23 protein-coding genes are annotated in these 25570 nt (G+C 68.2%); 15 read left to right on the top strand and 8 right to left on the bottom strand.

Features of this window, described 5'->3' with window-relative positions:
- Window positions 1-70 precede the first annotated feature (70 nt).
- The 3 genes from GOPIP_RS00745 (at window position 71) to groL (ending at window position 4097) form a co-directional block, all read left to right on the top strand.
- Window positions 71-1696, top strand: coding sequence for an MFS transporter (locus GOPIP_RS00745; RefSeq protein ID WP_020171749.1), 1626 nt, complete (start codon window positions 71-73; stop codon window positions 1694-1696).
- A 175-nt stretch (window positions 1697-1871) separates the two neighbouring features.
- Window positions 1872-2171 (top strand): co-chaperone GroES, encoded by a 300-nt coding sequence (gene groES / locus GOPIP_RS00740; protein ID WP_006334733.1) that lies wholly within the window; start codon window positions 1872-1874, stop codon window positions 2169-2171.
- 309 nt (window positions 2172-2480) lie between these two features.
- Complete coding sequence (groL, locus tag GOPIP_RS00735) at window positions 2481-4097, top strand: chaperonin GroEL (protein ID WP_014359484.1); 1617 nt, start codon at window positions 2481-2483, stop codon at window positions 4095-4097.
- A gap of 135 nt (window positions 4098-4232) precedes the next feature.
- Here the strand turns inward: groL and GOPIP_RS00730 are convergent, their stop codons facing one another.
- Window positions 4233-4529: a WhiB family transcriptional regulator gene (locus GOPIP_RS00730; RefSeq protein WP_006367568.1), complete on the bottom strand. Its 297-nt coding sequence runs from the start codon at window positions 4527-4529 to the stop codon at window positions 4233-4235.
- A gap of 455 nt (window positions 4530-4984) precedes the next feature.
- Between GOPIP_RS00730 and GOPIP_RS00725 the strand changes: the two genes are divergently transcribed.
- The 3 genes from GOPIP_RS00725 to GOPIP_RS00715 all read left to right on the top strand — a co-directional run bounded on the left by GOPIP_RS00725 (window position 4985) and on the right by GOPIP_RS00715 (window position 7460).
- The gene (locus GOPIP_RS00725; RefSeq protein ID WP_210739049.1) at window positions 4985-5857 is read left to right on the top strand and encodes a hypothetical protein; all 873 of its coding nucleotides are present in this window, start codon (window positions 4985-4987) and stop codon (window positions 5855-5857) included.
- A 132-nt stretch (window positions 5858-5989) separates the two neighbouring features.
- Complete coding sequence (locus tag GOPIP_RS00720) at window positions 5990-6580, top strand: sigma-70 family RNA polymerase sigma factor (protein WP_014359485.1); 591 nt, start codon at window positions 5990-5992, stop codon at window positions 6578-6580.
- Between the two features lie 13 nt (window positions 6581-6593).
- Entirely contained in the window at window positions 6594-7460 is an 867-nt protein-coding gene (locus tag GOPIP_RS00715) for an anti-sigma-D factor RsdA (RefSeq protein ID WP_006367565.1), read from the top strand.
- Window positions 7461-7561: 101 nt separating this feature from the next.
- Here GOPIP_RS00715 and GOPIP_RS00710 read toward each other — a convergent pair whose 3' ends face one another.
- Window positions 7562-7951: a DUF5319 domain-containing protein gene (locus GOPIP_RS00710; protein ID WP_014359487.1), complete on the bottom strand. Its 390-nt coding sequence runs from the start codon at window positions 7949-7951 to the stop codon at window positions 7562-7564.
- Between the two features lie 145 nt (window positions 7952-8096).
- Between GOPIP_RS00710 and guaB the strand changes: the two genes are divergently transcribed.
- The 3 genes from guaB to GOPIP_RS00695 all read left to right on the top strand — a co-directional run bounded on the left by guaB (window position 8097) and on the right by GOPIP_RS00695 (window position 12687).
- Window positions 8097-9608: an IMP dehydrogenase gene (gene guaB / locus GOPIP_RS00705; protein ID WP_006367563.1), complete on the top strand. Its 1512-nt coding sequence runs from the start codon at window positions 8097-8099 to the stop codon at window positions 9606-9608.
- Window positions 9609-9722: 114 nt separating this feature from the next.
- Window positions 9723-10865, top strand: coding sequence for a GuaB3 family IMP dehydrogenase-related protein (locus tag GOPIP_RS00700; protein WP_006367562.1), 1143 nt, complete (start codon window positions 9723-9725; stop codon window positions 10863-10865).
- 55 nt (window positions 10866-10920) lie between these two features.
- Entirely contained in the window at window positions 10921-12687 is a 1767-nt protein-coding gene (locus GOPIP_RS00695; RefSeq protein WP_006367561.1) for a GMC family oxidoreductase, read from the top strand.
- A gap of 122 nt (window positions 12688-12809) precedes the next feature.
- On the opposite strand, the gene GOPIP_RS00690 is transcribed toward GOPIP_RS00695, so the two are convergent.
- The 3 genes from GOPIP_RS00690 to GOPIP_RS00680 are packed head-to-tail and all read right to left on the bottom strand — an operon-like array spanning window position 12810 to window position 14747.
- Window positions 12810-13412 (bottom strand): energy-coupling factor transporter transmembrane component T family protein, encoded by a 603-nt coding sequence (locus tag GOPIP_RS00690; RefSeq protein WP_006367560.1) that lies wholly within the window; start codon window positions 13410-13412, stop codon window positions 12810-12812.
- Window positions 13409-14083, bottom strand: a complete 675-nt coding sequence (locus GOPIP_RS00685) for an energy-coupling factor ABC transporter ATP-binding protein (RefSeq protein WP_006367559.1) — start codon at window positions 14081-14083, stop codon at window positions 13409-13411. The genes GOPIP_RS00690 and GOPIP_RS00685 overlap by 4 nt, the downstream gene beginning before the upstream one ends.
- A gap of 19 nt (window positions 14084-14102) precedes the next feature.
- Window positions 14103-14747 (bottom strand): biotin transporter BioY, encoded by a 645-nt coding sequence (locus GOPIP_RS00680; protein WP_006367558.1) that lies wholly within the window; start codon window positions 14745-14747, stop codon window positions 14103-14105.
- 98 nt (window positions 14748-14845) lie between these two features.
- Here GOPIP_RS00680 and guaA point away from each other — a divergent pair, with 98 nt between their 5' ends.
- On the top strand, window positions 14846-16432 hold the full coding sequence (gene guaA, locus GOPIP_RS00675) for a glutamine-hydrolyzing GMP synthase (protein ID WP_006367557.1): 1587 nt from the start codon (window positions 14846-14848) through the stop codon (window positions 16430-16432).
- 73 nt (window positions 16433-16505) lie between these two features.
- On the opposite strand, the gene GOPIP_RS00670 is transcribed toward guaA, so the two are convergent.
- Together GOPIP_RS00670 and GOPIP_RS00665 are read right to left on the bottom strand one after the other, a co-directional pair.
- Window positions 16506-16748: a hypothetical protein gene (locus tag GOPIP_RS00670; RefSeq protein WP_006367556.1), complete on the bottom strand. Its 243-nt coding sequence runs from the start codon at window positions 16746-16748 to the stop codon at window positions 16506-16508.
- A gap of 32 nt (window positions 16749-16780) precedes the next feature.
- Complete coding sequence (locus tag GOPIP_RS00665) at window positions 16781-18136, bottom strand: PspC domain-containing protein (protein ID WP_035726761.1); 1356 nt, start codon at window positions 18134-18136, stop codon at window positions 16781-16783.
- A 163-nt stretch (window positions 18137-18299) separates the two neighbouring features.
- Here GOPIP_RS00665 and GOPIP_RS00660 point away from each other — a divergent pair, with 163 nt between their 5' ends.
- Both GOPIP_RS00660 and GOPIP_RS00655 read left to right on the top strand, forming a co-directional pair.
- The gene (locus GOPIP_RS00660) at window positions 18300-19706 is read left to right on the top strand and encodes an ATP-binding protein (protein WP_006367554.1); all 1407 of its coding nucleotides are present in this window, start codon (window positions 18300-18302) and stop codon (window positions 19704-19706) included.
- Complete coding sequence (locus GOPIP_RS00655; RefSeq protein WP_006367553.1) at window positions 19703-20383, top strand: response regulator; 681 nt, start codon at window positions 19703-19705, stop codon at window positions 20381-20383. The genes GOPIP_RS00660 and GOPIP_RS00655 overlap by 4 nt, the downstream gene beginning before the upstream one ends.
- A gap of 66 nt (window positions 20384-20449) precedes the next feature.
- Here GOPIP_RS00655 and GOPIP_RS00650 read toward each other — a convergent pair whose 3' ends face one another.
- Window positions 20450-21739, bottom strand: a complete 1290-nt coding sequence (locus GOPIP_RS00650; protein ID WP_006367552.1) for a serine/threonine-protein kinase — start codon at window positions 21737-21739, stop codon at window positions 20450-20452.
- 124 nt (window positions 21740-21863) lie between these two features.
- On the opposite strand from GOPIP_RS00650, the gene GOPIP_RS00645 reads away from it, so the two are divergent.
- From GOPIP_RS00645 to GOPIP_RS00635, 3 genes are all read left to right on the top strand, one after another.
- Window positions 21864-22901 carry an Rv2578c family radical SAM protein gene (locus tag GOPIP_RS00645; RefSeq protein ID WP_035726757.1) on the top strand — a complete coding sequence of 346 codons (1038 nt, stop codon included), beginning with the start codon at window positions 21864-21866 and terminating at the stop codon, window positions 22899-22901.
- A 243-nt stretch (window positions 22902-23144) separates the two neighbouring features.
- Entirely contained in the window at window positions 23145-23966 is an 822-nt protein-coding gene (imuA', locus tag GOPIP_RS00640) for a DnaE2-dependent mutagenesis accessory factor ImuA' (RefSeq protein ID WP_006367550.1), read from the top strand.
- Complete coding sequence (locus GOPIP_RS00635; protein ID WP_006367549.1) at window positions 23966-25564, top strand: DNA polymerase Y family protein; 1599 nt, start codon at window positions 23966-23968, stop codon at window positions 25562-25564. Before imuA' ends, GOPIP_RS00635 begins: the two co-directional genes overlap by 1 nt.
- Window positions 25565-25570: the final 6 nt, after the last annotated feature.

Here is a 25570-nt window from a genome sequence, read left to right as displayed (position 1 = left end):
ACCGCATCTTATGCGTGAGAAAACAATGTGAGATCAAATAATGTAGACGCATTAGATGCGTATGCATATAGTGATCGGCATGGCATTCACAGATCGCAAGGTGGTTTCCCCGGCCGTGCCGGGACACACGGGGGCGCCGCGCGCGCCGCACGACGCGTCACCGCTCGACCCGGCCGACCATGTGGCGGCCGGTCATGTCACGACCGGATCGGGTTGGCCGGCGCGAACCTGGATTCTGCTCGTGGTGCTGGCCGGCGCCTTGTTCCTCGACGGGCTCGACGTGTCGATGGTCGGGGTCGCACTTCCCTCGATCGGCTCCGATCTCGGCATGGGGCAGAGCGAGCTCCAATGGATTGTCAGCGGATATGTCCTGGGCTACGGCGGTCTGCTCATGCTCGGCGGCCGGGTGAGCGATCTCCTCGGCCGGCGGCGGGTCTTCCTCGTCGCGCTCGGCGTCTTCGCGGTCGCGTCGGTGGCCAGCGCCGTCGTCGACATCGACATGCTGATCGTGGCCCTGCGATTCATCAAGGGGGTGGCGGCGGCGTTCACCGTGCCGGCCGGGTTGTCGATCATCACGACCACCTTCGCCGAGGGGCCTGCGCGCAACCGCGCACTGAGCATCTACACCGTCTGCGGGGCCAGCGGCTTCTCGCTCGGTCTGGTCTTCGGTGGACTGCTCACCGAGTGGTCCTGGAGGGCCACCCTGATGTTCCCGGGACCGGTGGCGATCGGATTGTTCTTCGCCGGGCTGCGGGTCATCCCGCGCGGTGAGCGGGTCGCGTTCCGCTGGGCGCAGTTCGACGTCCTCGGTGCGGCGACGAGCACGGGTGCGCTGCTGCTGCTCGTGTTCGCGGTGGTCCGGGCTCCCGAGATCGGGTGGGCGTCGACGGCCACCATCGGCACCTTCGTCGCCTCGGCCGTGCTGGCCGTCGCTTTCCTGGTCATCGAGATCCGGCACCGACACCCGCTCGTGCGACTGGGCATCCTGCGGTCGTACCTGCTGGTACACGCCAACATCTCCGGTGCGCTGATGTTCGGCGGGTATGTCGCCTTCCAGTTCGTCGTCACCCTCTACCTGCAGGATTCGCTCGGCTGGACCCCGCTGGCCATGGCCCTCGGCTTCTTGCCGGCCGGGTTGATCGTCGCGGCCAGCGCGACCCGGATGGACCGGGTACTCGACCGCGTGCCCACCCCGTTGCTGATGGTGCTGGGATTTGCGGCCTTTCTCGGCGGATACCTCTGGTTCGCACGAGCCCAGCCCGGCATGGCCTACGCGGATTTCCTGTTGCCGACCATCATCCTGCTCGGCATCGGTTTCGCGCTCACGTTCCCGTCGGTGACCTCTCAGGGCACCGCGGGCGTCGACGACGACGAGCAGGGGCTCGCGTCCGGATTGGTCAACACCAGCGTGCAGATCGGCGGGGCGGTGATGCTCGCCGTCGTGACCGCCGTGCTCTCCAGCTCGGGGGAGCACAATCGACCCGGCGAGTTGCTCGGCGGGATGACCACGGCGATCTGGCTGGTCAGCGCGCTGTCGGTGATCGGTCTGGTCGGCGCGGTGGCGGTGAGTTGGTTCGGTCGACGCGACGCCGCCGCGGGTGGAGGGCGGTCGGGCGAGCCGAGGGACGAGCCTGCCGCATCGCCGGCCGCAGCGGTGGCGGAGGTGTCCGTTCCGCAGCCGTGTGCCCACTGCTGAGAATTTTGCACCCGCCGCCCTTGAGTGCTGGCACTCGCATGTATAGAGTGCCAATAGGCACTGTGTTGTGAACCTCGGCACCCGCGACGACGAGGTTTGTGGCAGAGCCCCCCAATGCAGGTCAACTGCAACAAGTACATCCACTTCTCGAACGAGAAAGTTGAGGACTGACATCGTGGCGAGCGTGAACATCAAGCCGCTTGAGGACAAGATCCTGGTGCAGGCCGTCGAGGCCGAGACGACCACCGCGTCGGGTCTGGTCATCCCGGACACCGCCAAGGAGAAGCCGCAGGAAGGCACCGTCATCGCAGTCGGTGAGGGACGGGTGACCGAGCAGGGCAACCGTGTCCCGGTCGACGTCAAGGAAGGCGACACCGTCATCTACAGCAAGTACGGCGGCACCGAGATCAAGTACGCCGGCGAGGAGTACCTGATCCTGTCGGCGCGCGACGTGCTCGCGGTCATCGGCAAGTAAGAGCGCAACGCGTTGGAGCGACACGAGAATTCGTGAACCTCTCTCCGCCCCGGTGCCCCTTGGGTCACCGGGGCGGAGTTGCCTGACCGCATCGGTCACACGGAACGCTCCATTCCCGACCCCCACCACCTGTTCGCGCATCACTCCCTATCTCTCGTGCGTTTGCCGCTCCCCCATGTGTTCGCGCCGCGCCGCGATGCAGGAGGAGCCGGCGAGGAGCGTAGCGACAAGCCGGCGACGACGAAGTGCGGCGACTTGAGGCGCGAACACCCGCGACTCGCGGAGCGATCGCAGAAAGTACAGAAACTCATGTCCAAGCAGATCGAATTCGATGAAAAGGCGCGCCGCGCGCTCGAACGCGGCATCAATCAACTCGCCGACACGGTGAAGGTCACGCTGGGGCCCCGTGGCCGCCACGTGGTGCTCGCCAAGGCTTTCGGCGGGCCGAGCGTCACCAACGACGGTGTCACGATCGCGCGTGACGTCGATCTCGAAGATCCCTTCGAGAATCTGGGTGCGCAGCTGGTCAAGTCGGTTGCCACCAAGACCAACGACGTGGCCGGGGATGGCACCACCACGGCGACGGTTCTCGCGCAGGCGATCGTCTCGGCCGGTCTGCGCAATGTCGCTGCCGGTGCGGGTCCGATGGCGCTCGGCGCAGGCATCGGCAAGGCTGCCGACGCCCTGAGCGCCGAACTGTTGCGGACGGCGACGCCGGTCGAGGGGCAGAAGGCGATCTCGCAGGTGGCGACCGTGTCCTCGCGGGACGCCGAGATCGGCGAGATGGTCGGTAAGGCGATGGAGACTGTCGGCGTCGACGGTGTCGTCACCGTGGAGGAGGGTTCGGGCCTGAGCACCGAACTCGATGTCACCGAGGGTGTCCAGTTCGACAAGGGCTATCTGTCGCCGTACTTCGTGACCGATGCCGACGCACAGGAAGCCGTTCTCGAGGACGCGCTGGTGTTGTTGTACCGCGACAAGATCAGCTCGCTGCCGGATTTCCTGCCGCTGCTGGAGAAGATCGTCAACGCCGGCAAGTCGGTGTTGATCATCGCCGAGGACGTCGAGGGCGAGCCGCTGTCGACGCTCGTGGTCAACTCGATCCGCAAGACGATCAAGGCCGTCGCGGTGAAGGCCCCGTTCTTCGGCGACCGTCGCAAGGCGTTCCTCGAGGATCTCGCCGTGGTCACCGGCGGGACCGTCATCTCCTCCGACATCGGGCTGAGCCTGGCGACCGCCGAGCTGGACCTGCTGGGGTCGGCGCGGCGCGTGGTGGTCACCAAGGACACCACGACGATCGTCGAGGGTGCCGGGACCGCGGACGCGATCGCCGATCGCGCCGCCCAGTTGCGTCGCGAGATCGAGAACAGTGATTCCGACTGGGATCGTGAGAAGCTCGCCGAGCGGCTCGCGAAGCTGTCCGGTGGCATCGCGGTGATCCGGGTCGGGGCGGCCACCGAAACCGCGCTCAAGGAGCGCAAGCACCGCGTCGAGGATGCGGTGGCCGCGGCCAAGGCCGCCGTCGAGGAGGGCATCATCGCCGGTGGCGGTTCGGCCATCGTGCAGGCCGCCAAGGTGCTCGACGCTCTCGCCGACTCGCTGCCCGGCGACGAGGCGCTCGGCGTGCGGGTTGTTCGCGAGGCCGTCAAGGCGCCGCTGTTCTGGATCGCCACCAACGCCGGTGTCGACGGAGCGGTCGTGGTGAATCGCGTCGCCGAGTCCGGTGCGGGGGAGGGCTACAACGCCGCCACCCTCACCTACGGCGATCTCATTGCCGAGGGCATCATCGACCCGGTCAAGGTCACCCGCTCGGCGGTCGTCAATGCCGCGTCGGTGGCCCGGATGGTTCTCACCACCGAGACCGCGGTCACCGACAAGCCCGAGCAGGCCGCCGAGGCCGGTCACGGACACGGGCACGCGCACTGACGGTCGGTCTTCTTCACGACGGTTTCTTCACGACGATGCCGGGGTGGTCACCACAAGGGTGACCACCCCGGCATCGTCATGTGGTGAGAGGGGTGTCGGGGAGGTCGTTGCGCCCCGGCGGTGGTTGGTGCGCGTTCAGCTCGCGATACGGCGTCCGACACCGCGCTTCATCAGCATGCTGCGTTCGGATTCCGACAGCCCGCCCCAGATGCCGTACGGTTCGGCCACCGCGAGTGCGTGCTCGCGGCATTGGGCGATCACCGGGCACTGATGGCACATCTCCTTGGCGCGCCGTTCACGCTGTGCCCGGGCCCGGCCGCGTTCGCCGTCGGGATGAAAGAACATCGACGATTCGACACCACGGCACAGGCCGTGCATCTGCCAATCCCAGACGTCGGCGTTGGGGCCGGGAAGGTGGTTCGGTGCAGGCATGGCAGCATCTCCTTCTGCAAGGGCGTGGACTCGCGTGGACCTTGTGGGCGTCGAGTCGCGACGTGATCCGACGGTGGCGCCGGTCTGGAGTTCATGACGGTCGTTGTCGTGGTCGTTTCCGGCGACGCAAGAGAACAGTAAGCGGGCCTGAGAAACAACGTCAATACCGTCAATCAGCGGGAAATGATCGAAAAGATTCCGCCATTGTTAACGCAGTGTTAGCTAGAGTCCCGGCGCTAGCACAGCCGTGCCGACCGGTGTTGCGGGGGCGTCCGTGGCCTGCGGAGATGCGGTGTGAGCAGTGCGTATTGGCGTATCCGGAAGGAAATGGGAGGGCGTGGAGAAATGGTGCGGTACGAGCGGCCAAGATATTCGATTAACCTGACGGAAACCGTCACGTCATCGACCGTTGATGCCACCGAGATTTTTAACAATTGTGTCGCCGAGTTAAATTCATGCTAACTGGGACGCCGGACGGTGACGCCGGACACGTTTTCGCTGGTGATGAGCGCGTGCGGCGGTGGTGTACGGCAGTCGAGACCGGTGGGCTCGGGTACGGGGCGGCCGCGTTGACCGCGCTGGCGGAGTTGGTGGCCGACGCCCGGCGTGCCGGCGACGGTCCGATGGCGGCACTCGCCACGAGCACCGCGGCGTCGCTGTACCGGCAGTCGGGTCGTCACCGCGACGCGCGTGCCCTGGACTCGCGCGCGCTGGCATACGTCGATGCCGCCGGGTCGTCGCCACGGCACGCTGACTCGAGGTGGACTCGCGCCGCCCTGGCCGACACTCTCGTCAATCTCGCCGCCGACAATCTGGGGTTGCTGCGGTTCGGTGTGTCGCATCGACTCCTCGAACGGGCCGATGTGGTCCTCGGACGGCCGCAGGATCTGGGCGAGGGTCCATGGCTGCCCGACGCCCGGTGCCGGCTTCGATTGCTCTGGGTGCGTGCGGAGTGGGCTCTCTACACCGGCGACGCGAAGCACGCGGTCGAGGTCGCCGAGCGAGCGCAGGCACAGCTCGCCGACCGCGCAGACCATGGAAGCGAGCGCCATCGGATCAAGACCGGGCTGGTCCTCGCGGCTGCGCGCGCCGGCGCCGGGCAGACCGAGCACGCACGACAGGACGCCTCGACGGTGCGTGATCAGGCGGCCGAGGCGGGCCTGCTTCCCCTGTGCTGGGCAGCGTCATCGCTGTTACAAGGACTCGGCGACGCCCCGGATTCGGGACCCGGCGGTCCAGCGCCTTCGACCGGCGCCTCCGTCATCGATCTGCATCGATTGCTGATGGAGCGCGGCATGCCGTTCGTGACGTCGGCGAACGATCGCTAAGGTATTTGGGGTTCGCCGCGCCCGCATGGCAGTCCCCGCGCAGGGCGGCACCGCTGTTCAGGCCGTCATGGCACCGCAACGGACCAGGTGAGGTCCGCCACACACTATGTAACACGGGGATCTCGACTGACGATGAAACTGACGGGTGATGAGCTGGACGCCGCCGTCCGCGCCGCGAGGCAGGGCGATCGCGTGGCTCTCACGTCAGTTCTCGAGAGTGTGCATGAACCCATCCTGCGCTACTGCCGAGGGCGAATCGGAGTCGGAGAGCGCCACTTGTTCTCCGCGGATGACATTGCGCAGGAGGCGTTGATGGCGGTGATGACCGCGCTGCCCCGATATGAGGATCAGGGCAAACCGTTCATGGCCTTCGTCTACGGCATCGCGTCCCACAAGGTCGCCGACGCGATGCGGGTTGCCGGTCGGGTCAAGGCCGATCCGGTGGAGGCGGTTCCCGATGTCACCACGGTCCTCGGCGGGCCCGAGGAGATGGCATTGGACTCCGATGCCAGCCGACGGATGCGACAACTGCTGTCGGTGTTACCCGACAAGCAGCGCGAGATCCTCGTGTTGCGACTGGTGGTCGGGATGTCCGCGGAGGAGACCGCCGACGCGGTCGGCAGCACACCGGGAGCGGTGCGCGTCGCCCAGCATCGAGCGCTGGCAAAACTGAAAGACGAGCTGAGGAAGGCAGGTGGACGACGCAATGAACGACGAGCATGACCGGCGTCGACCCATGCCGGGCCCGCAGCCGTCGGGGGGCGTTCCGGGTTCCGGTGTCGGGCCACATGCACCACGTGGCCACGGCCATTCCGGTGCACCCGACGACAACGATCGACGAGCCGACATCGACCTGCGGCAGGTGCACTTCGATGACGCATTCATCGACGCGCTCTCCCATGACGTGCCCACGCCCACCCGTGACGACACCGAGTATCAGTTGGCCGCATTGCTGTCGGGTTGGCGCCACGAGGTTCTCTCCGAGCCCGCACCGCCGATCCCCGGTGTCGCCGAGGTCGAGCGCGCGATGGCGGCGCGCTCCGGTGCACGTCGCGGTGGCAGGGTGGTGCGCTCGCTGCGCGTCGTCGCCGGTGCGGCGGCGATCGCGGTGGTCGCCGCAGCCGGTCTGACCGTGGTGAGCGAGGGCGCCCAGCCGGGCGACTCGCTGTGGGGTGTCAAAAAGGTCGTGTTCGCACAGGCCGCGTCGGAGACGCAGGCCGCCTACGACGTGCGTTCGGATCTCGAGCAGGCCGAGGCGGCACTCGCCTCCGGTGATGTCACCCAGGCGCAGCAGCTCATCGCGCGGGCGCAGACCAAGATGGGCCCGGTACGCGACTCGCAAACCCGGGATCAGATGAATCAGTGGATCACCCGGCTGCAGTCCGACGAGTCGGGCACACCCGCTGCGCCCACGTCGCAGCGTCCGGGTACCACGGCTCCCGATGCCAGTGGCACCGAGACCAGTGCTCCGCAGACCTCGGATCAGACGAGCGTTCCCTCGGAGCCGTCGTCGACGCCGACCACCACACCGACGACCACGCCGACGACCAGTTCACCGCCACCGACGACGGCGACGACCACCACGACCACGCCGGCAGGCTGATCGCCGCCTGCCTGATCGACGTCTGCCTCATTGACGTCTGCCTCATCGACGTCTGCGGGGGCCGGCCGACACCACCCGACCGGAACGCCTGAGCGATCAGCTCAGCGTTCGTCGCCGAGGTGGTTGTGCGCGTCGGCGTACCCGCGGCAGTAGTCCCACGTGACGTAGTCGTCGGGGCGGGGGTCGACGGCGGGCTCGTGCGGACGCACGGTGCCGTCGATCAGAAGCTGTAAAAGGTTGGCGCGCAACATATCCCAGTCGTGGTAATGGTCCTCGTGGCAGTCTTCGCACACGACGACGAGGCCACGGACCCCGCGATGGGCCAGGAGTGCCTCGTAGACGGCCAGATCGGCGAGATCCTCTTCGACCGCGACCCGCTCGTTCTCGTCGAGGGGGATGCCGGGCTCCATCGAGTCCAACGCCGACGCGGGATCGCTGGGATCATCGGCGAACGGGTCGGGCGGAAGTCCTGGTGGCAAGTGGTCACGCACACCTCCACCGTAACCGATATCGCGTGACCTGCGCCGCATCGGTTCCACAGTTCGACGGGCCGATACGCGCATGCTCCACAGGGGTCACGGGTGAGCTGAATCGCCGCATTGGGTTGTGGCTCCGGTTGCCCGATACCATGGACCGATGACCCACGTTCGCACCGGTGGAGACGATCCCGGCAAGGTCGCAATGCTCGGCCTCACCTTCGACGACGTCCTGTTGCTACCCGCGGCATCGGATGTGATCCCCAGCGAGGCCGATACGTCCTCGCGGGTGACCAAGAACATCTCCCTGCGGGTGCCCCTGGTGAGTTCGGCGATGGACACCGTCACCGAATCCCGGATGGCCATCGCGATGGCCCGCGCCGGCGGCATGGGCGTATTGCACCGCAATCTGTCGATCGCCGACCAGGCCGCCCAGGTAGAGACGGTCAAGCGCTCCGAGGCCGGCATGGTCACCGACCCGGTCACCTGCTCACCGCACAACACCCTCGCCGAGGTCGATGCGATGTGTGCGCGTTATCGCATCTCCGGGCTGCCCGTGGTCGATGAGAAGGGTGAGCTCGTCGGCATCATCACCAACCGCGACATGCGATTCGAGGTCGATCAGGACCGGCCGGTCGCCGAGGTGATGACCAAGGCCCCATTGATCACCGCCCAGGAAGGGGTCTCCGCGGAGGCCGCCCTGGGTCTGTTGCGGCGCAACAAGGTCGAGAAGCTGCCGATCGTGGACGGCAACGGCAAACTGACCGGGCTGATCACCGTCAAGGACTTCGTCAAGACCGAGCAGCACCCGTTCGCGACCAAGGACTCCGACGGCCGGCTGCTCGTCGGCGCCGCCGTGGGTACCGGTGACACGCAGTGGGATCGGGCCATGGCACTCGCCGACGCGGGTGTCGACGTGATCATCGTCGACACCGCCCACGCCCACAACCGGCTGGTGCTCGACATGGTGTCCAAGGTGAAGTCCGAGGTCGGCGACCGCGTTGAGGTGGTCGGCGGCAACGTCGCCACCCGGGAGGCCGCGCAGGCACTCGTCGACGCCGGCGCCGACGCGGTGAAGGTCGGCGTCGGGCCCGGCTCGATCTGCACCACCCGCGTCGTCGCCGGGGTGGGCGCCCCGCAGATCACCGCGATCCTCGAGGCGGTGACGGTGTGTCAGGCGGCCGGCGTGCCGGTGATCGCCGACGGCGGACTGCAGTACTCCGGCGACATCGCCAAGGCGCTGGCCGCCGGCGCGTCGACGGCGATGCTCGGGTCGTTGCTCGCCGGTACCGCCGAGGCGCCGGGCGATCTGATCCTGGTCAACGGCAAGCAGTTCAAGAGCTACCGCGGCATGGGATCGCTCGGTGCCATGCAGGGCCGCGGGCAGGGTAAGTCCTACTCCAAGGACCGCTACTTCCAGGACGACGTCCTCAAGGAGGAGAAGCTCGTCCCGGAGGGCATCGAGGGTCGGGTCCCGTTCCGGGGTCCGCTGAACCAGGTGATCCACCAGCTCGTCGGCGGCCTGCGTGCAGCGATGGGCTACACCGGTGCCACCACGATCCCGGAACTGCAGAAGGCGCGCTTCGTGCAGATCACCGCGGCCGGACTCAAGGAGTCCCATCCGCACGACATCACCCTGACCGCCGAGGCGCCCAACTACTATTCTCGCTGAGTTCGCCTCGACGACTCCGACCCGCAAGTTCACCGGTCCGCACGTGAGGCGGCCCAGAAGACCCTCGTGGCGTGCGTTGCAACATGACCGTGCGCCGGACAGAAAGGCGCAACGGTGCGTGACCTCGTGGACCTCGGCATGGGCCGGACGGCGCGGCAGACCTTCGAACTCGACGACGTCAGCATCGTTCCGTCGCGGCGGACCCGGTCGTCCAAGGATGTCTCGACCGCATGGCAGATCGATGCCTACCGTTTCGAGGCGCCGATTCTGAGTCACCCGACCGACGCCCTGGTGTCGCCTGCGGTGGCCATCGAACTCGGACGACTCGGCGCTCTCGGTGTCATCAACGGTGAAGGGCTCTGGGCGCGTCATCGCGACGTCGAGGACAAGATCGCCGAGCTGGTCGAGGTGGCAACCACCGACCCCGATCCGCAGGCCGCGGTGCGGCGCCTTCAGGAACTGCATGCGGCACCGCTGGATCCCGATCTGCTCGGTGCGGCCGTGGCCACCATCCGCGAGGCCGGGGTGACCACCGCGGTACGTGTCAGCCCCCAGCACGCACCCGAGCTGACCCCGGCCCTGGTGGCCGGTGGTGTGGAGTTGCTGGTGGTGCACGGCACGATCATCTCCGCCGAGCACGTCGTGCAGGGTGCCGAGCATCCGCTCAACCTCAAGACCTTCATCGCCGACCTCGACATCCCCGTCATCGCCGGCGGGGTGCACGATCATCGCACCGCACTGCACCTGATGCGCACCGGCGCCGCCGGCGTCATCGTCGGTTACGGCTCCACCGCGGGTGCCACCACCACCGGCGAGGTCCTGGGTATCGGGGTGCCGATGGCCACCGCGATCGCCGATGCGGCCGCCGCCCGGCGGGACTACCTCGACGAGACCGGCGGACGGTATGTCCACGTCATCGCCGACGGCGACATCCACACCTCCGGCGACCTCGCCAAGGCGATCGCCTGCGGAGCCGACGCGGCGGTGCTCGGCACTCCGCTGGCCGCCGCGGCGCAGGCCCCGGGGCGGGGCTGGTACTGGCCGTCGGCGGCCGCGCATCCCGACACCCCGCGTGGGGCCATGTTGCAGGTGGCCACGCCCGACGGCCGACCGACCCTCGAAGAGATTCTCACCGGCCCGTCCGCCGATCCGTTCGGGGAGTTGAATCTGGTTGGCGCACTTCGTCGTTCGATGGCCAAAGCGGGCTACTCCGATCTCAAGGAGTTCCAGAAGGTCGGGCTGACCATCCACCGCTGAGGGGAAAACGAGACCCCCATCACTCAATGTGACAATCGGCGTTAGAATATTCGCCATGGCAGCCCACCATGGTTCACCCGACTTCGACGTGCTCATCATCGGTTCCGGCTTCGGCGGCAGCGTCAGCGCGTTACGCCTGGTCGAGAAGGGGTATCGCGTCGGCGTCGTCGAAGCGGGTCGCCGCTTCGACGACGAGGACTTCGCCAAGACCAGCTGGCGGCTCAACAAGTGGCTCTGGGCACCCAAGCTCGGCCTGTACGGCATTCAGCGCATCCACGCCCTCAAGGACGTGATGATTCTGGCCGGTGCGGGCGTCGGCGGCGGGTCGCTCAATTACGCGAACACCCTGTACAAGCCGCCCACCCCGTTCTTCACCGATCCCCAGTGGAATCACATCACCGACTGGGAGGACGAACTGTCGCCGTACTACGATCAGGCGCGGCGGATGCTCGGGGTGGTCACCAATCCGACGTTCACCGAATCCGACCGCATCATGCGTGAGGTCGCCGACGAGATGGGTGTCGGCGACACCTTCACCTCGACCCCGGTCGGTGTGTTCTTCGGAGAGAAGGTCGGTCTGGCCGGTCGTCCCGGACAGACCGTCCCCGACCCGTACTTCGGCGGGGCCGGACCCGAGCGCACCGCGTGCACCGAATGCGGCGCCTGTATGACCGGGTGCCGGGTCGGCGCCAAGAACACCCTGATGAAGAACTACCTGGGGCTGGCCGAACGCCACGGGGCGACGATCATCGACCGCACGACCGTCGACGGACTGTCCCGGCGCGCCGACGGTACCTGGGAGGTGAGCACGCATGGGTCGTCGTCGTGGGGGCCGCTGGGCCGACGTAGCCGCACCTACACCGCGTCGCAGGTGGTCGTCGCGGCGGGCACCTTCAACACCCAGCGTCTGCTCCACCACGCCAAGGAGCGCACCCTGCCCGCGATCTCGGATGCCATGGGGCGTCTGACCCGCACCAACTCCGAGTCAATCCTCGGCGCCAATGCGGCGAAATACGATCCCCGGCACGACTATTCACACGGTGTCGCGATCACCTCGTCGTTCCATCCGGAGCCGAACACGCACATCGAACCCGTCCGGTACGGCAAGGGCTCCAACGCCATCGCCTATCTGCAGACGCTGCTCACCGACGGTGGCACCCCGGCCCAACGATTCGGACAGTTCCTGCGTGCGGTGGCCCGCAACCCGTTCCTGCTCGCCCGGATTCTGGTGGTGCACAAGTGGAGTCAGCGCACCGTGATCGCGCTGGTGATGCAGAACAACAACAATTCGCTGACGACCTTCGTCCGCAAACGCGGACCCCTGCGCTACATCACCAGCAAGCAGGGCATCGGCGAGCCCAATCCGACCTGGATTCCCAAGGGCAACGAGGCCACCCGCCGGATCGCCGACAAACTCCCGGGCGGGATGGCCGGCGGCACGTGGGGCGACATCGTCAACATGCCGCTGACCGCCCACTATCTCGGTGGGTGCGCCATCTCCGACGATCCGGCCAACGGTGTCATCGACCCCTATCACCGCGTCTGGAACTACCCGACGCTGCACATCACCGACGGTGCGTCGATCTCGGCCAATCTCGGGGTCAATCCGTCGTTGTCGATCTGTGCCCAGGCCGAGCGCGCGATGGCGTTCTGGCCCAACAAGGGTGAGATCGACACCCGGCCGGAACAGGGTGTGGGATACACGCGACTGCAACCGGTGGTACCTGTTGCGCCCGTGGTACCCGCGGATGCGCCCGGGGCGCTGCGATTGCCGATCACGCCGGTCGAGCGGGCCGAATTGCCCACGGCGCCGGGAGCGTAGTGAGCGGGCCGAATTGCCTACGGCGCCGGGAGCGTAGCGAGCGGGCCGAATTGCCCACGGCGCCGAGAGCGTAGCGAGCGGGCCGGGTGGGTACGGCGCCGGGAGCGTGGCGAGTGGCGCGGTCAGTCCAGGCCGCGTGCCGAGAGGCTCTCGGCGAATCCGTCTGCGGTGCGCAGGGCGCCGAGCACGATGGGCGCCAACAGGATTCGCGGTCCGGGGCGTAGGCCGCGGGCCCGTCGGGCCTCGTCGACCTGACCGGCGATCTCGACCATCAGGGGGATGGCGCGGATCGTGAGTGCCAGGGCGATCGCGATGAGGTCGGTACGAATCCCGAAGCGCCGCAACGGGTGTAGTGCGCGGGTCAGTGAGTCGAGCATGTCGGTGGTCCGGGTGGTCAGGGTGACCACCGCCGCCAGCAGTACCGACAGCGCCAGGATTCCGCACACGAGCAGGGCGCGCCGCGCGTCGGTGAAGATCCACTGGAAAGCGAAGATGAACACCAGGATCCAGAGGGTGGGCCGGAACTGTCGCCAGGCGGTGACCGGTCCGATCCCGGCCAGCGCGTAGAGCGCCGCCACGGCGAGTGCGCCAATGCCCAGCGCGGGCAGTGAGCGTACGGCCAGGGAGATCGCCAGGATCGCCGCGGCGAGCCCGACCAGCTTGATTCCCGGCGAGAGTCGGTGCAGCGGTGAGTGTCCCGGACGGTAGGTGCCCAGCGGATTCACGTCATCATCTCCCGGTAGTGACGCAGTGCCGGTGTGGGCTCGTCGTCGGCGACGATGCGTCCGTCGTCCATCACCAGTACGCGGTCGAAGTCGGAGACGAGATCGAGGTCGTGACTGACGACGATGAGTTGTTCGGTCAGTCCGGCGAACACCGCGCGCAACATCCGGGCGTTGCGCAGATCCAGCAGGGTGGTCGGTTCGTCGGCGATGATCACCGCGGGTTCGGTGACGAACACCGATGCCAGGGCGAGGAGTTGCTTCTGGCCGCCGGAGAGCCGTCCGGCGGGGGAGTCGGCGTGGTCGGCCAATCCGAACCGGTCGAGGACGGTCCGGGTGCGTTCGGCGCGTTCGGTTCTGCTCAGATCGGTGCGGGTGAGGGAGAGCTCGATGTCCTCGGCGACGGTCGGCATGATGATCTGGCGGTCGGGGTCGGAGAAGATGAAGCCGACCTCGCGTCGGACGCGTCGTTTGTGGCGTCGTGCGTCGATCCCGTTGACCGTCACGGTGCCGTGGTCGGGGATGACGAGCGCGTTGATCATTCGCACCAGGGTCGATTTGCCGCTGCCGTTGGCGCCGACGATCCCGATTCGGCGTTCCGACAGGGTCAGCGACACCTCGCGCAGGACGGTGCGGGCACCGAAGGCGTGGGTGATGTCGCAGAACTCGATCACGATGGCGCTCCGGTCGCGGTCAGTTCGACGGGGAGGCCTCGTGGGTCGGTCGCCGCAGCGGGCCGATCAGACCCGGCCATCCGCGGTGGACCTGGGCGGCGACCACGGCGGCGACGACGGCCTTGATCGCGTCGCCGAGGATGAACCAGCCGTTCGCGGCGATCGCCGCCCACAGCGTCATGTCGGCGCGGATCATCAGGCCGATGGTGCCGCAGATGTACACCACGAGGATGCCGCCGATGATGTTGATCACGATGCCGGGCAACACCCGATACCGCGGCACCGTCTGCGATCGGGTGCGCGTCCACATCATCAGCGCGGTCAGTACGCCGATGACGATCACTCCCGGCAGGAAGCCGACGAAGAAGCCCGCGGTGGGGGAGCTCAATGCCGTCAAGCCGTTACGGCCACCGGAGAGGATCGGCAGGCCGGCGATCGCGAGCACCATGAAGATGACCACCGACAGCGTGCCCTTCTTGGGGCCGAGGATCGCCCCGGCGAGCATCACGCCGAGTGTCTGGAAGGTGATCGGCACGCCGGCGGTGCCCACGGTGATGGTGCCGGGCAGGCCGAGTGCGGCGATCAGCGCGGCGAACACCGCCGCCTGGGTGATGTCGGCGATGGTCAGTGACCAGGCACTGGGCCGGGTATCAGAAGTAGTCATTGCGAAAGATGAGTATTCCACGACGATCGGGGTCTGCGATCCGCCAGGGCGCGCAGGGTGAACCGCCCGGTGTCCGGCGGTGCCACTAGACTCGCCCCGTGACCGATTCGCAGGGATTCATCGACGGCCCGCGCCCGGTGCTCGTCGTCGACTTCGGTGCCCAGTACGCGCAGTTGATCGCGCGCCGTGTCCGTGAGGCGCGGATCTACTCCGAGGTGATCGCGCACGACGCGGGTATCGAGGCGTTCAAGGCCAAGGACCCGGTGGCGCTGATCCTCTCCGGTGGGCCCGCCTCGGTGTACGCCGAGGACGCCCCGCGGCTGGATCCGGCGATCCTCGACCTCGATATCCCGGTCTTCGGCATCTGCTACGGATTCCAGACCATGGCCGCAGCGCTGGGTGGTCGGGTGGCCAACACCGGTGGGCGCGAATTCGGCCGCACCACACTGACTCTCACCGACGAGGGGCTCCTGCACCAGGGACTGTCCAGCACTCAGCCGGTGTGGATGAGCCACAACGACGCCGTGCAGGAGGCGCCGGAGGGGTTCACCGTCACCGGCTCGACGCCCGGTGCGCCGGTTGCCGCGTTCGAGAATGTCGAGCGCCGGATGGCCGGGGTGCAATACCACCCGGAGGTGCTGCACACCCCGCACGGCCAGCAGATCCTCACCCGCTTCCTCTACGAGATCGCCGGGCTCGAGGCCGACTGGACCGCCGCCAACATCGCCGACGCCCTCATCGACCAGGTCTCCGACCAGATCGGCGACGGTCTGGCCATCTGCGGTCTGTCCGGCGGGGTGGATTCCGCGGTTGCGGCGGCCCTGGTGCAGCGTGCGATCGGTGACCGGCTGACGTGTGTGTTCGTCGATCACGGGTTGCTGCGCGCGGGCGAGCGTGAGCAGGTGCAACACGACTTCGTCGGTGCCACCGGCGCGAAACTGGTCACCGTCGACGCCGCCGACACCTTCTTGCGCGAGTTGTCCGGGGTCAGCGATCCGGAACAGAAGCGCAAGATCATCGGCCGCGAGTTCATCCGCTCGTTCGAGGGCGCGGTGAGTGAGGTGCTGGGCGATCACGCCGAGGGCGGACAGCAGGTCGACTACCTGGTGCAGGGCACCCTGTATCCGGATGTCGTCGAATCCGGTGGTGGTAGTGGTACGGCCAACATCAAGAGCCACCACAACGTCGGCGGACTGCCCGAGGATCTCGAGTTCAGCCTCGTTGAGCCGCTGCGCCTGCTGTTCAAGGACGAGGTGCGCGCCGTTGGCCGTGAGCTCGGTCTGCCGGAGGAGATCGTTGCGCGTCAGCCGTTCCCGGGTCCGGGTCTGGCGATCCGGATCGTCGGGGAGGTCACCGCGGAGCGGCTGGCCATGTTGCGTAAGGCCGATCTCATCGCGCGTGAGGAATTGACCGCGGCGGGGCTCGACGCGCAGATCTGGCAGTGCCCGGTGGTGCTGCTCGCCGACGTGCGCAGCGTCGGCGTCCAGGGCGACGGCCGCACCTACGGTCATCCGATCGTGCTGCGCCCGGTTTCCAGTGAGGACGCGATGACCGCGGACTGGACCCGCGTGCCCTATGAGGTCCTCGAGATCATCTCCACCCGCATCACCAACGAGGTCCCCGACGTGAACCGTGTCGTCCTCGACGTCACCAGTAAGCCGCCGGGCACCATCGAGTGGGAGTAGGCGCCGTACCGCGCCGATGAGCGCCGACGGGTGGTGAGCACCGCGATGCGGTGAAACCGCATCGCGCCGACCCTCAGCGCGACCGGGCCGACCGTGCTCCGGTGGCGATGAGCAGGGCGCCGACGGCGACGGCGATCCCGACGAGGGCCCATCCGATGGTCGCCGGGTCGGGCAGCGTCGGCCCGTCGGCGAGTCCCCAGCCGGCCACCAGCAGTGCGGCGAGCCCGATCAACGCCACCACGGGGGCACGACGCTGTGGTGCGCGGTCGGTGTCATTGTGATCGCCATTGCCGAATGATGGTGTCGTGCTCTTCATCTCGTCTCCTGTTCAGGGGTTGCCGGAGGTGTTCATCGCTGCACCTTCACACTGCCGACATTGGTGTGGGCGTCGATGGTGAGCACGGGGCCGGTGGTGCCGTCGTTGCCGCCGTCGAGTCCCTCGGGGCAGGAATAGTCGCCGACGCCTGCTGTGCATTCGGCCCGGATGTTCATCCCGGCGGGCACCTCGACGACGATCTCGCCGATTCCGTTGCGTAGGTGTACGGTCTCGTCGGTCGTCAGGTCGACGTCGCGGAGATCGAGCGTCATGCTGCCCATGGTCAGTGTGTACTCGTCGCGGATGTCGTTCTCGCTCATCGGTTTCCAGTTCCGTTCGCCGACTCCGCCGCCGGGCATACCGAACCGGTGGTCACCGGAGGCGGCTCCGGCGAGCAACGTGGTCACGATCACCGCCGCAGAGAGTCCGACCGCGAGTGGTACCAACGCCCCCGGGTGCGAGCGTGTGGACTGCCTGCGCAGCCCGTTGACCAGCAGACCCGCTCCGATCACGGCCAATGCCAGGGACAGCACGTGTGGCACGGTGAACCAGCCGGCGCCGAGTCCGTGGGCGGCGATCCCGCCTGCGACCACCAGGACCGCGATGCCGACCACGATGAACGAGAACGCCGATCGGCGGGGCGCGGCAGGTGGCGTCGGTGGCGTCGCGGGTGTGGTGGGTTCGGGGAGATCCCAGGCGAATCGGGCGGCCCCGAGCGGATCCCACGACGGGGGTGTGGCCTCGATGAAATCGGTCGGTGCGGCGGAAGTCGGGGCTGTGGTGCTCGCGGTGGGTGATGCGGTGACCCCGGCCGCCGGCTTGGCGAGATCGACCGCACCCGGTGCGCCGGGTACCGACGCCGATGCGGTGGCTGCGGCACCGGTTCGTACCGCGCGCGGGGTCCAGCGGACGAATCGTTGCGGCGGTTCCGGCGCCGAGACGGTCGAAACGCTGGTATCTGCAGGTGGTTCGGGCGTGCGCAGGAACAGCAACCACCATCCGATGAGCATCAGGATGCCGCCGACGATTCCGCCCGAGCCCCAAGGGCCACGCGAGAACACCGACGAGACGACGATCACGACGACCACCCACAGGATCACCGTCGGATTGTTGTGCCACCCGCGGGAGGCACCGCGATCGCCGCCGGCGGCGTGCGTGCGGGCCCGGGTGGTGGACGGAAAGGCGATCCATGCCGCGAGGTACAGGAGCACCCCGCTGCCGCCGAAGACGGCCGCCACCACGAACGCCACCTTCACCAGCGTCGGGTCGACCCGGTAGCGCTCACCGATGCCCGTGCAGACACCGGCAATGGTGCGCGGAGAGGCCGGTCTGGTGGGCCGTGTGGCCCACAGCCGTTCGAGCTGCGTCCGAAGCTGCGTCGTGTCCATGGCACTCATCGTGCTCGGTTCGTGGCGAGCTCACATCGGGGACCGACCCTGAAATCCACCCGGATCGACGCGTCGCCGACGTCGGCCGGTGTCGCGGTCTTCGGGGTCGGCACCGGGGTGAACCCTGATGCCCGGGCCCGACGATCATGGAAGTATCGAAGGCATGGCAACCGACGTCGAGCGTGCGCAGAGACTGATGCGCCGCAGTGGCGGCCGCGTGATCGGCGGTGTCGCCGGCGGCGTCGCCGACCACCTCGGCGTCGACGCATTCCGGGTCCGCGTCGTCTTCGTCGTGCTGACCGCGATGGCCGGGGCGGGCGCGCTCGCCTACGCGCTGCTGTGGTTCTTCTGCCCGCCGGGCGACGACGTCGCCGCTCCCAGCCCGTCCGAGCGCAGGCAGGCGTGGGGACTCGCGCTCATCGGGTTGGTCGCGATGAGCGTGGTGGGTTTCGCCGCATCCGGTACGCCCGCCACCTACCTCGTGCCGCTGGTGTTCGTGGCCGTCGGTGCGAGCCTGGTCTGGCGCGAATTCGACACCTCGGCGCGTGCCCGCCCCCACGGTCCGCTGCTGACCTGGACACGACTGGCAGGTGGCGCGGTACTGGTGATCGGGGGCTTGGTCGTCATCGTGTTCGCCGGCACCCGGAACTTCGGCGGACTGAGTACGACGCTCCTCGCCGTCGGTGCGACGTTGCTGGGCGTGCTGTTGCTGACGGTGCCGCTCTGGATGCGAATGTGGCGCGCCCTCAACGAGGAACGGGCCGCGCGCATCCGCAATGCCGAACGCGAGGAGATCGCCTCGCACCTGCACGACTCGGTGCTGCAGACGCTGGCCCTCATCCAGAAGCAGGCCGCCAAGCCAGAGGAGGTCGCGCGACTGGCTCGCAGCCAGGAACGCGAGTTACGGACGTGGCTGTTCGGTGATCCGGCGCAGCGCGGCGGGTCCCTGGTTGCCGCCGTGACCAGCGTGGCCGGCGAGATCGAAGACCATTACGGCGTCGAGGTCGAGGTGGTGACGGTCGGCGATCTGCGGCCCGACGAGGAGCCCGACAAGTCGATCGCGAAACGGTGGCCCGCGCTGATCGGGGTGACCCGGGAGGCATTGATCAACGCGGCCAAGCACTCCGGCGAACGCAAGATCGATGTCTACCTCGAGGTCGGCGACGACGAGGTCGAGGTGTACGTGCGCGATCGCGGCGTCGGCTTCGATCCCGACCGGGTCGACGGTGATCGTCAGGGCATCGCACGGTCGATCCGGGCCCGCACCGAACGCGTCGGCGGACAGGTGTCGATCCGCTCGGCGCCCGGGCGTGGCACCAATGTGCGGGTCACCATGCCCCGTGGGGATTCCGTCCCGCACGAGGACGAGAAGGCCGGGGCCGATCTCGAAAAGCATTCGGATATCCCCATTTCCGGCGAGGATCCCTCGGTCGTCCGAACTCCCGGGAATCGCGGTGCAGGGCACCTGGGTTCCGACCACACCGGCACGGACCACACCGGCCCCGGCCAGCGAGTCACCGACCAGCACGCCACCGACGATCCGAGCACCGACCACGGAAAGGCATCATGACCATCGAAGCGCCGCAGACCGGGCACTACCGGGTGTTCCTCGTCGACGATCACGGCGTGTTCCGGTCGGGGGTGCGGGCCGAACTCGCCGGGGAGGACGGTCTGACGGTCGTCGGCGAGGCGGGCACGGTCGCCGAGGCGATCGCCGGGATCACCCGTCTGCGACCGGATGTGGTGCTACTCGATGTGCACATGCCCGCCGGCGGCGGGGTCGCGGTGCTGCGTGGGGTGACCGACGCGCTGGGCGTCGATGCCCCGGTGTTCCTGGCATTGTCGGTGTCCGATGCGGCCGAGGACGTGATCGCCACGATCCGCGCCGGTGCCCGCGGTTACGTGACCAAGACGATCGACGGGAGCGAACTCGCCGACGCGGTCCGTCGGGTCGCCGAGGGCGACGCCGTGTTCAGTCCACGTCTGGCCGGATTCGTGCTGGACTCCTTCACCGGTAAGTCGTCGACGCCGGAGCCGCAATTGGACCCCGAACTCGACTCGCTGACCCGCCGGGAACTCGAGGTCCTGCGGCTGCTCGCACGCGGGTACACGTACCGCGAGATCGCCGAAGAACTGTTCATCTCGATCAAGACCGTCGAAACCCACGCCTCCAACGTGCTCCGAAAGACCCAGCAGTCCAACCGGAATGCGCTCACCCGATGGGCGGCGACCCGCCACATCGGGTGAACCGGGCCTCGCCCGGATCCGACCGCAGTGCTTGATGGCCGAGCGCTTGATCAGTCGAGCACTTGATCAGACGAGCGCGATCACCAGCACGATGATGGCGGCGAGGACGACGAAGAACAAGAACACCACCGCGGCAAGAACACCCGGCGAGGTCTGCCGGTGCGGCGCGGATGGACCGAGCGGCGGCATCGCGCTGCTGTAGGACGGTGCCGTCGGATAGCGCGGCGAGTACTGTCCCGGAGGCTGGGCGCCGGGATGGGACATGGCACCGGGACGGGATATGGCGCCGGGTGCTCGGGCCGGATCGTAGGGTGGTGGCGTCGCCACGCGGGTGGGATCGTAATGGTGTTGTGGTGCAGCGGGATTCGAGGCAATTCCGCGGGGTGAGGAGCCCGACGCCGGCGGTGGCCCTGGTGGTGCCGTGCGGGGCCGGGTGTTGCGCCCGAGGTCGGATCGTGAGACAAGGCTGGTCAGCACCTGCTCGGTGGAGCCGTGCTCACCCGCGGCGATCCGGGCGAGTTCGTCACGCGCCTGCGCCATCGAGACGCGGCGCCGAGGGCTCGGCTCGAGCATCCGCAACAGCACTGGTTCGAGTACGCCGGCCCGCTTCATCGGATTGATCTGCGCACGCGCGACCCGATGCAACATCACCAGCGAGTTGTCGTCGACGCCGTACGGCGGTTCACCCTCGACCATCGTGTAGATGGTGGCGCCGAGAGAGTACACATCCGACGGCTCGGCCGGCTCGTCGCCGCGAGCGACCTCGGGTGCGAAATAGGCTGGGGTACCGGTGATCAGGCCGGTCTGGGTGAGGGTGACATCGTCCTTGGCGCGGGAGATGCCGAAGTCGGTGATCTTGACCAGCCCGGCCTGACGCCCACCCCCGGCGATGAGGATGTTGCCGGGTTTGATGTCGCGGTGGATGATTCCCGACGCGTGCGCCTCGACCATCGCGTCGGCGACCTGTGCGCCGATCTTCGCGGCCTCGGTGACCTCGAGAGTGCCGGTGGCATGCAGGATCTGGGCGACGCTGCGTGAGGGCAGATACTCCATCACCAGCCAGGGCTCGCCGCCGTCGAGGGCGACGTCGTGCATGGCGATGGCGTTGCGGTGGCTCAGTCGGGCCGCGATCCGGCCCTCGCGCATCGCGCGCTGCCGAACGGTTTCCGCGGAGTCCTCCGACAATCCCTCGGTGGAGAGGACCTGCTTGACGGCCACCTCACGGTCGAGGAGTTGGTCGCGGGCGAGCCAGACCGTGCCCATGCCACCGCCGCCGATGCGCGAGACGAGCCGATAGCGTCCGGCCACCAAGAAATTGGGGCCGGGTGTCCGGTGGCTGTCGACGTCGGCGGGCATGACAGCGATGATAGCCGGGTCGCGCAGGCGCACCGCCCGGTGTGAGCTGGGCGTCCGCCGAAAAGGGGAGTGGGCACCTGCTCGCCATCTTGACAAGGTGTAGCACATGTGTTCGACTCCGGGTATGCGTTGGTCCGAACAGGCTGTCGAAGCCGACGATGGTGCCCTGCCGGGTCTGGGCCGGGCCGGGCTGGTGCGATCGGTGCAGACTCCGGAGTTCGAGGGCATCACCTTTCACGAGGTCCTCGCCAAGAGTGCGCTCAACCGGGTGCCCGAGGAGTCCGGGTTGCCGTTCACCTACACGGTCAACACCTTTCGGGGGTGCACCCATGCCTGTCGGTACTGCTTCGCCCGGCCCACCCACGAATACCTCGACCTCGACGCGGGCCGGGACTTCGACTCGCAGGTCGTGGTCAAACTCAACGTGGCCGCGGTGTTGCGCAAGGAATTACGGCGTCGATCCTGGCGTCGGGAACCGGTGGCCCTGGGCACCAACACCGACCCCTATCAGCGGGCCGAGGGCCGCTATCGGCTGATGCCCGGCGTGATCTCGGCGCTGACGGAATCGGCCACGCCCTTCTCGATCCTCACCAAGGGCACGCTGCTGCGACGCGATCTGCCCCTGCTGCGTCAGGCCGCCGGGCAGGTGCCGGTGTCGCTGAGTATCTCGCTGGCCTTTCATGATGCCGAGTTGCAGAAGCAGATCGAACCGGGGACGCCGTCGCCCGCGGCGCGACTGGCACTGATCCGCGACATCGCCGAGGCCGGGTTCGCCCCGCACGTCATGGTCGCCCCGGTGATCCCGTACCTGACCGACTCCAGCGCGCACCTCGACGCTCTGCTCGCCTCGCTCGCCGAGGCCGGGGCGTCGGGCGTCACCGTCATCCCGATGCATCTGCGCGGCGCCACCAAGCCGTGGTTTCTGACCTGGCTTGCCGAACATCACCCGGCGCTCGTCCGCCGATATCGCACGCTCTACGGGCGGGGCGCCTACGTCACCCCGGAGTACTCGTCGTGGCTGCGGGAACGGATGCGGCCGATGGTGGCACGTCACGGGTTGGCCGGGTCGTCGGGCTCGCGTGTGGGGCACCCGGAGCAGCATTCCGGCGTCGACGATCCGGTGGCCGAACCCGAACTGGCACAAGCGCTCACGTTGTTCTGAGATCGCTCGTTCTTCCCGAGGGTTTTCGTTCTTCCTCGGGAGATTTTGCGGGGAAGGTCTTGTTTCTTCGGGAAGAAGCTCGGGCGACCTGCGCGGTTGCGGACTGTCGGAGCCGCGTCGTACGATCGGAACATCGAAAAAACATTCGATTCGCGGGGTGATTCCCCGAGTCGGATGGGACGCGATGGTGTGGCACTTCCCGGCCCGCCGAGCATTGTGTGCGCTGGCCGGAAGGGGTGTGTCATGAGTGTGGTGCCACTGGATCGGGGTGGGCGAGAAGGGTCGGGACGTGCGGATCCCGACACCCTCGACTCCCTGCGCCGAAAGATGGCGGTGATGTCGGGGATGCCCGACAGACGCTCGGTACAGCCTGGGCCGGCCGAGGTCTTTGCCTTACCGGACGCCATCGCAGACCTGTTGCCCCGCAGCGGAATCGGGAAGGACGGGAGCTCCGGACAGCACGGGATCGCCCGGGGCACGGTGGTCGGTTACCGGGGTGCGCGGTCGCTGCTGATGGCGATGATCGCCACCCTCACGCAGGCGGGACACCAGGTGGGCATCGTCGGGATGCCGCGCCTGAATCTGCTCGCCGCGGTGGAGATGGGCGCCGATCTGCGTCGGATCGCGGTGGTCCCCGACCCGGGTATCGACCCGGTGGAAGTGGCCGCGGTACTGCTCGACGGCATGGACGTGGTCGTGGTGGGGCTGCGCGGGACCACCGTCGCCCCCTCGCGGAGCCGGGTGGTCGGGGGCCGTGCGCGCCAGCAGGGTTCGTCGCTGGTGGTCGTCGACGGCGACTGGCCCGGCGCCCACACCCGGATGGATGCGAGGGTGATCGGTTATCGACACGGCCCGGAGGCCGCCGATCTCGCCGGTGCACATCGGGGTTATGGACGGGTCGGTGGCATGCGGCTGCAGATCGTCGTCGGTGGTCGCGACCACCGCCGACGTTCCGCCGAGATCGACATCACCGCAGGCGGATTCGGCGACGACGCGGTACATATCCGACGGGTGGGGCCGTCGGTGTCGGTGGCCGCCGACGCGCCCGGCGCGGTGGCCAACTGATGGCCGCGCAGGCGCGGGTATTGGCGCTGTGGTGTCCGGACTGGCCCGCCACGGCCGCCGCCGCCGATGCCGATCTGCCGCCCCGACACCCGGTGGCGGTGCTGCACGCCAATCGTGTGATCGCCTGCTCGGCCCCGGCGCGGGCGCTCGGGGTTCGGCGGGGGATGCGTAAACGGCAGGCGCAATCGGTGTGTCCGGAGATGACGGTCGTCACCGCTGACGAACATCGGGACGGCCGGTTGTTCGAGCCGGTGGCCGCCGCGGTCGCCGATCTGGTCCCGGCGATGGAGGTGGTGCGGCCCGGGCTGGTGGTCCTGCGGCTGTCGGGTGCGGCGCGGGTGTTCGGGGGAGAGGCCGAACTCGCCGAGGAACTCATCGACCGGGTCTCCGCGTGCGGAGTGGAGTCACAGGTCGGCGTCGCCGACGAACTGTTCACCGCGGTTCTGGCCGCGCGCACCGGACGCAGCGTGCCGCCCGGCGGCGATCGTGAGCACCTGGCGGATCGGCCGATCGCCGACCTCGCGGCCGAACCCTCCCTGTGCGGGCCCGGCCGCACCGAGTTGGTCGATCTGCTCCGCAGGCTCGGCCTACGGACCATCGGGGCGTTCGCCGCGATGGCGGCGTCCGACGTCGCCACGAGATTCGACGCAGACGCGGTCATCGCACATCGGCAGGCCGCCGCCCAGCCGGGCCGTCCGCCCTCGACGCAGGCGCTGCCGGAAGACCTGGTGATCGAGTACCCGTGCGACCCGCTGATCGATCGAATCGACGCGGCTGCCTTCGCCGGCCGCCGGATCGCCGAACTGCTGCACCGCCGTCTCGTCGATGCGTCGGTGGCCTGCACCAAGTTGACGGTGGAAGCGATCACCGAACGCGGACAGCGTCATTCGCGAACCTGGCGATGCGGCCAACCGCTCACCGCGTCGGCGACCGCCGACCGTATCCGCTGGCAACTCGAGGGATGGATGACCAGTGGTCGTACCCGGGGTTCCGGCGACGCGCGGCCGGATTCACCGATCGCGGTCCTACGGCTGGTGCCCGTCGAGGTCGTCGACGCCGGAATGCTGCAGCACGCGTTGACCGGTGCCGGGCTGCCCGGCGAACCGGAACTGACCGAACGAGCGCGCCGCAGCATGGAGCGGGTGCAGGGCCTGCTCGGCGGCGATGCGGTGCGCATACCCGTGCTCAGCGGTGGACGCGGTCCCGCCGAACAGATCTCGATGATCACCCTCGGCGAGGACCCGGTGCCCGGGCGCGACCCGGAGGCGCCCTGGCCGGGCCGCCTGCCCCAACCGGCACCGACGATGTCGTCCGACGCGCCGGTCGAGGTGATCGATCCCGCGGGAGAGCCGGTGCAGGTCACCCCGCGAGGCGCGTTCACCGCCGAACCGACGATGGTCCGGATGCCCGAACCCTCCCGGCAGGGCTGGGAGGTACGGTGGTGGGCCGGGCCGTGGCCGGTCGGTCTGGAACCTGCCGGTCCGGAATCGGGGCATGAGGCGATCAGTGCTCGCGCGCAGGTGCTGCTCGACGACTCGCGCGCGTTGCTGCTGTGCTACCGCTCCGGCGGCTGGGTGGTGGAGGGGGTCTACGACTGAGCGACC

It is taken from the genome of Gordonia polyisoprenivorans NBRC 16320 = JCM 10675 (genome assembly GCF_000241325.1).
Taxonomy (GTDB): Bacteria; Actinomycetota; Actinomycetes; order Mycobacteriales; family Mycobacteriaceae; genus Gordonia; species Gordonia polyisoprenivorans.
Note: the sequence above shows the minus strand (reverse complement) of the source record. Positions and strands in the feature narration are given on the sequence as shown.

What these genes read in the sequence shown, in the direction of transcription:
- groL (WP_014359484.1), top strand. Translation starts at nt 2,481, where the DNA reads ATGTCCAAGCAGATCGAATTCGATGAAAAGGCGCGCCGCGCGCTCGAA.
- GOPIP_RS00730 (WP_006367568.1), bottom strand. Translation starts at nt 4,529, where the DNA reads ATGCCTGCACCGAACCACCTTCCCGGCCCCAACGCCGACGTCTGGGAT.
- GOPIP_RS00725 (WP_210739049.1), top strand. Translation starts at nt 4,985, where the DNA reads ATGCTAACTGGGACGCCGGACGGTGACGCCGGACACGTTTTCGCTGGT.
- GOPIP_RS00720 (WP_014359485.1), top strand. Translation starts at nt 5,990, where the DNA reads ATGAAACTGACGGGTGATGAGCTGGACGCCGCCGTCCGCGCCGCGAGG.
- GOPIP_RS00715 (WP_006367565.1), top strand. Translation starts at nt 6,594, where the DNA reads ATGCCGGGCCCGCAGCCGTCGGGGGGCGTTCCGGGTTCCGGTGTCGGG.
- guaB (WP_006367563.1), top strand. Translation starts at nt 8,097, where the DNA reads ATGACCCACGTTCGCACCGGTGGAGACGATCCCGGCAAGGTCGCAATG.
- GOPIP_RS00695 (WP_006367561.1), top strand. Translation starts at nt 10,921, where the DNA reads ATGGCAGCCCACCATGGTTCACCCGACTTCGACGTGCTCATCATCGGT.
- GOPIP_RS00680 (WP_006367558.1), bottom strand. Translation starts at nt 14,747, where the DNA reads ATGACTACTTCTGATACCCGGCCCAGTGCCTGGTCACTGACCATCGCC.
- GOPIP_RS00670 (WP_006367556.1), bottom strand. Translation starts at nt 16,748, where the DNA reads ATGAAGAGCACGACACCATCATTCGGCAATGGCGATCACAATGACACC.
- GOPIP_RS00665 (WP_035726761.1), bottom strand. Translation starts at nt 18,136, where the DNA reads ATGGACACGACGCAGCTTCGGACGCAGCTCGAACGGCTGTGGGCCACA.
- GOPIP_RS00660 (WP_006367554.1), top strand. Translation starts at nt 18,300, where the DNA reads ATGGCAACCGACGTCGAGCGTGCGCAGAGACTGATGCGCCGCAGTGGC.
- GOPIP_RS00655 (WP_006367553.1), top strand. Translation starts at nt 19,703, where the DNA reads ATGACCATCGAAGCGCCGCAGACCGGGCACTACCGGGTGTTCCTCGTC.
- GOPIP_RS00650 (WP_006367552.1), bottom strand. Translation starts at nt 21,739, where the DNA reads ATGCCCGCCGACGTCGACAGCCACCGGACACCCGGCCCCAATTTCTTG.
- GOPIP_RS00645 (WP_035726757.1), top strand. Translation starts at nt 21,864, where the DNA reads ATGCGTTGGTCCGAACAGGCTGTCGAAGCCGACGATGGTGCCCTGCCG.
- imuA' (WP_006367550.1), top strand. Translation starts at nt 23,145, where the DNA reads ATGAGTGTGGTGCCACTGGATCGGGGTGGGCGAGAAGGGTCGGGACGT.
- GOPIP_RS00635 (WP_006367549.1), top strand. Translation starts at nt 23,966, where the DNA reads ATGGCCGCGCAGGCGCGGGTATTGGCGCTGTGGTGTCCGGACTGGCCC.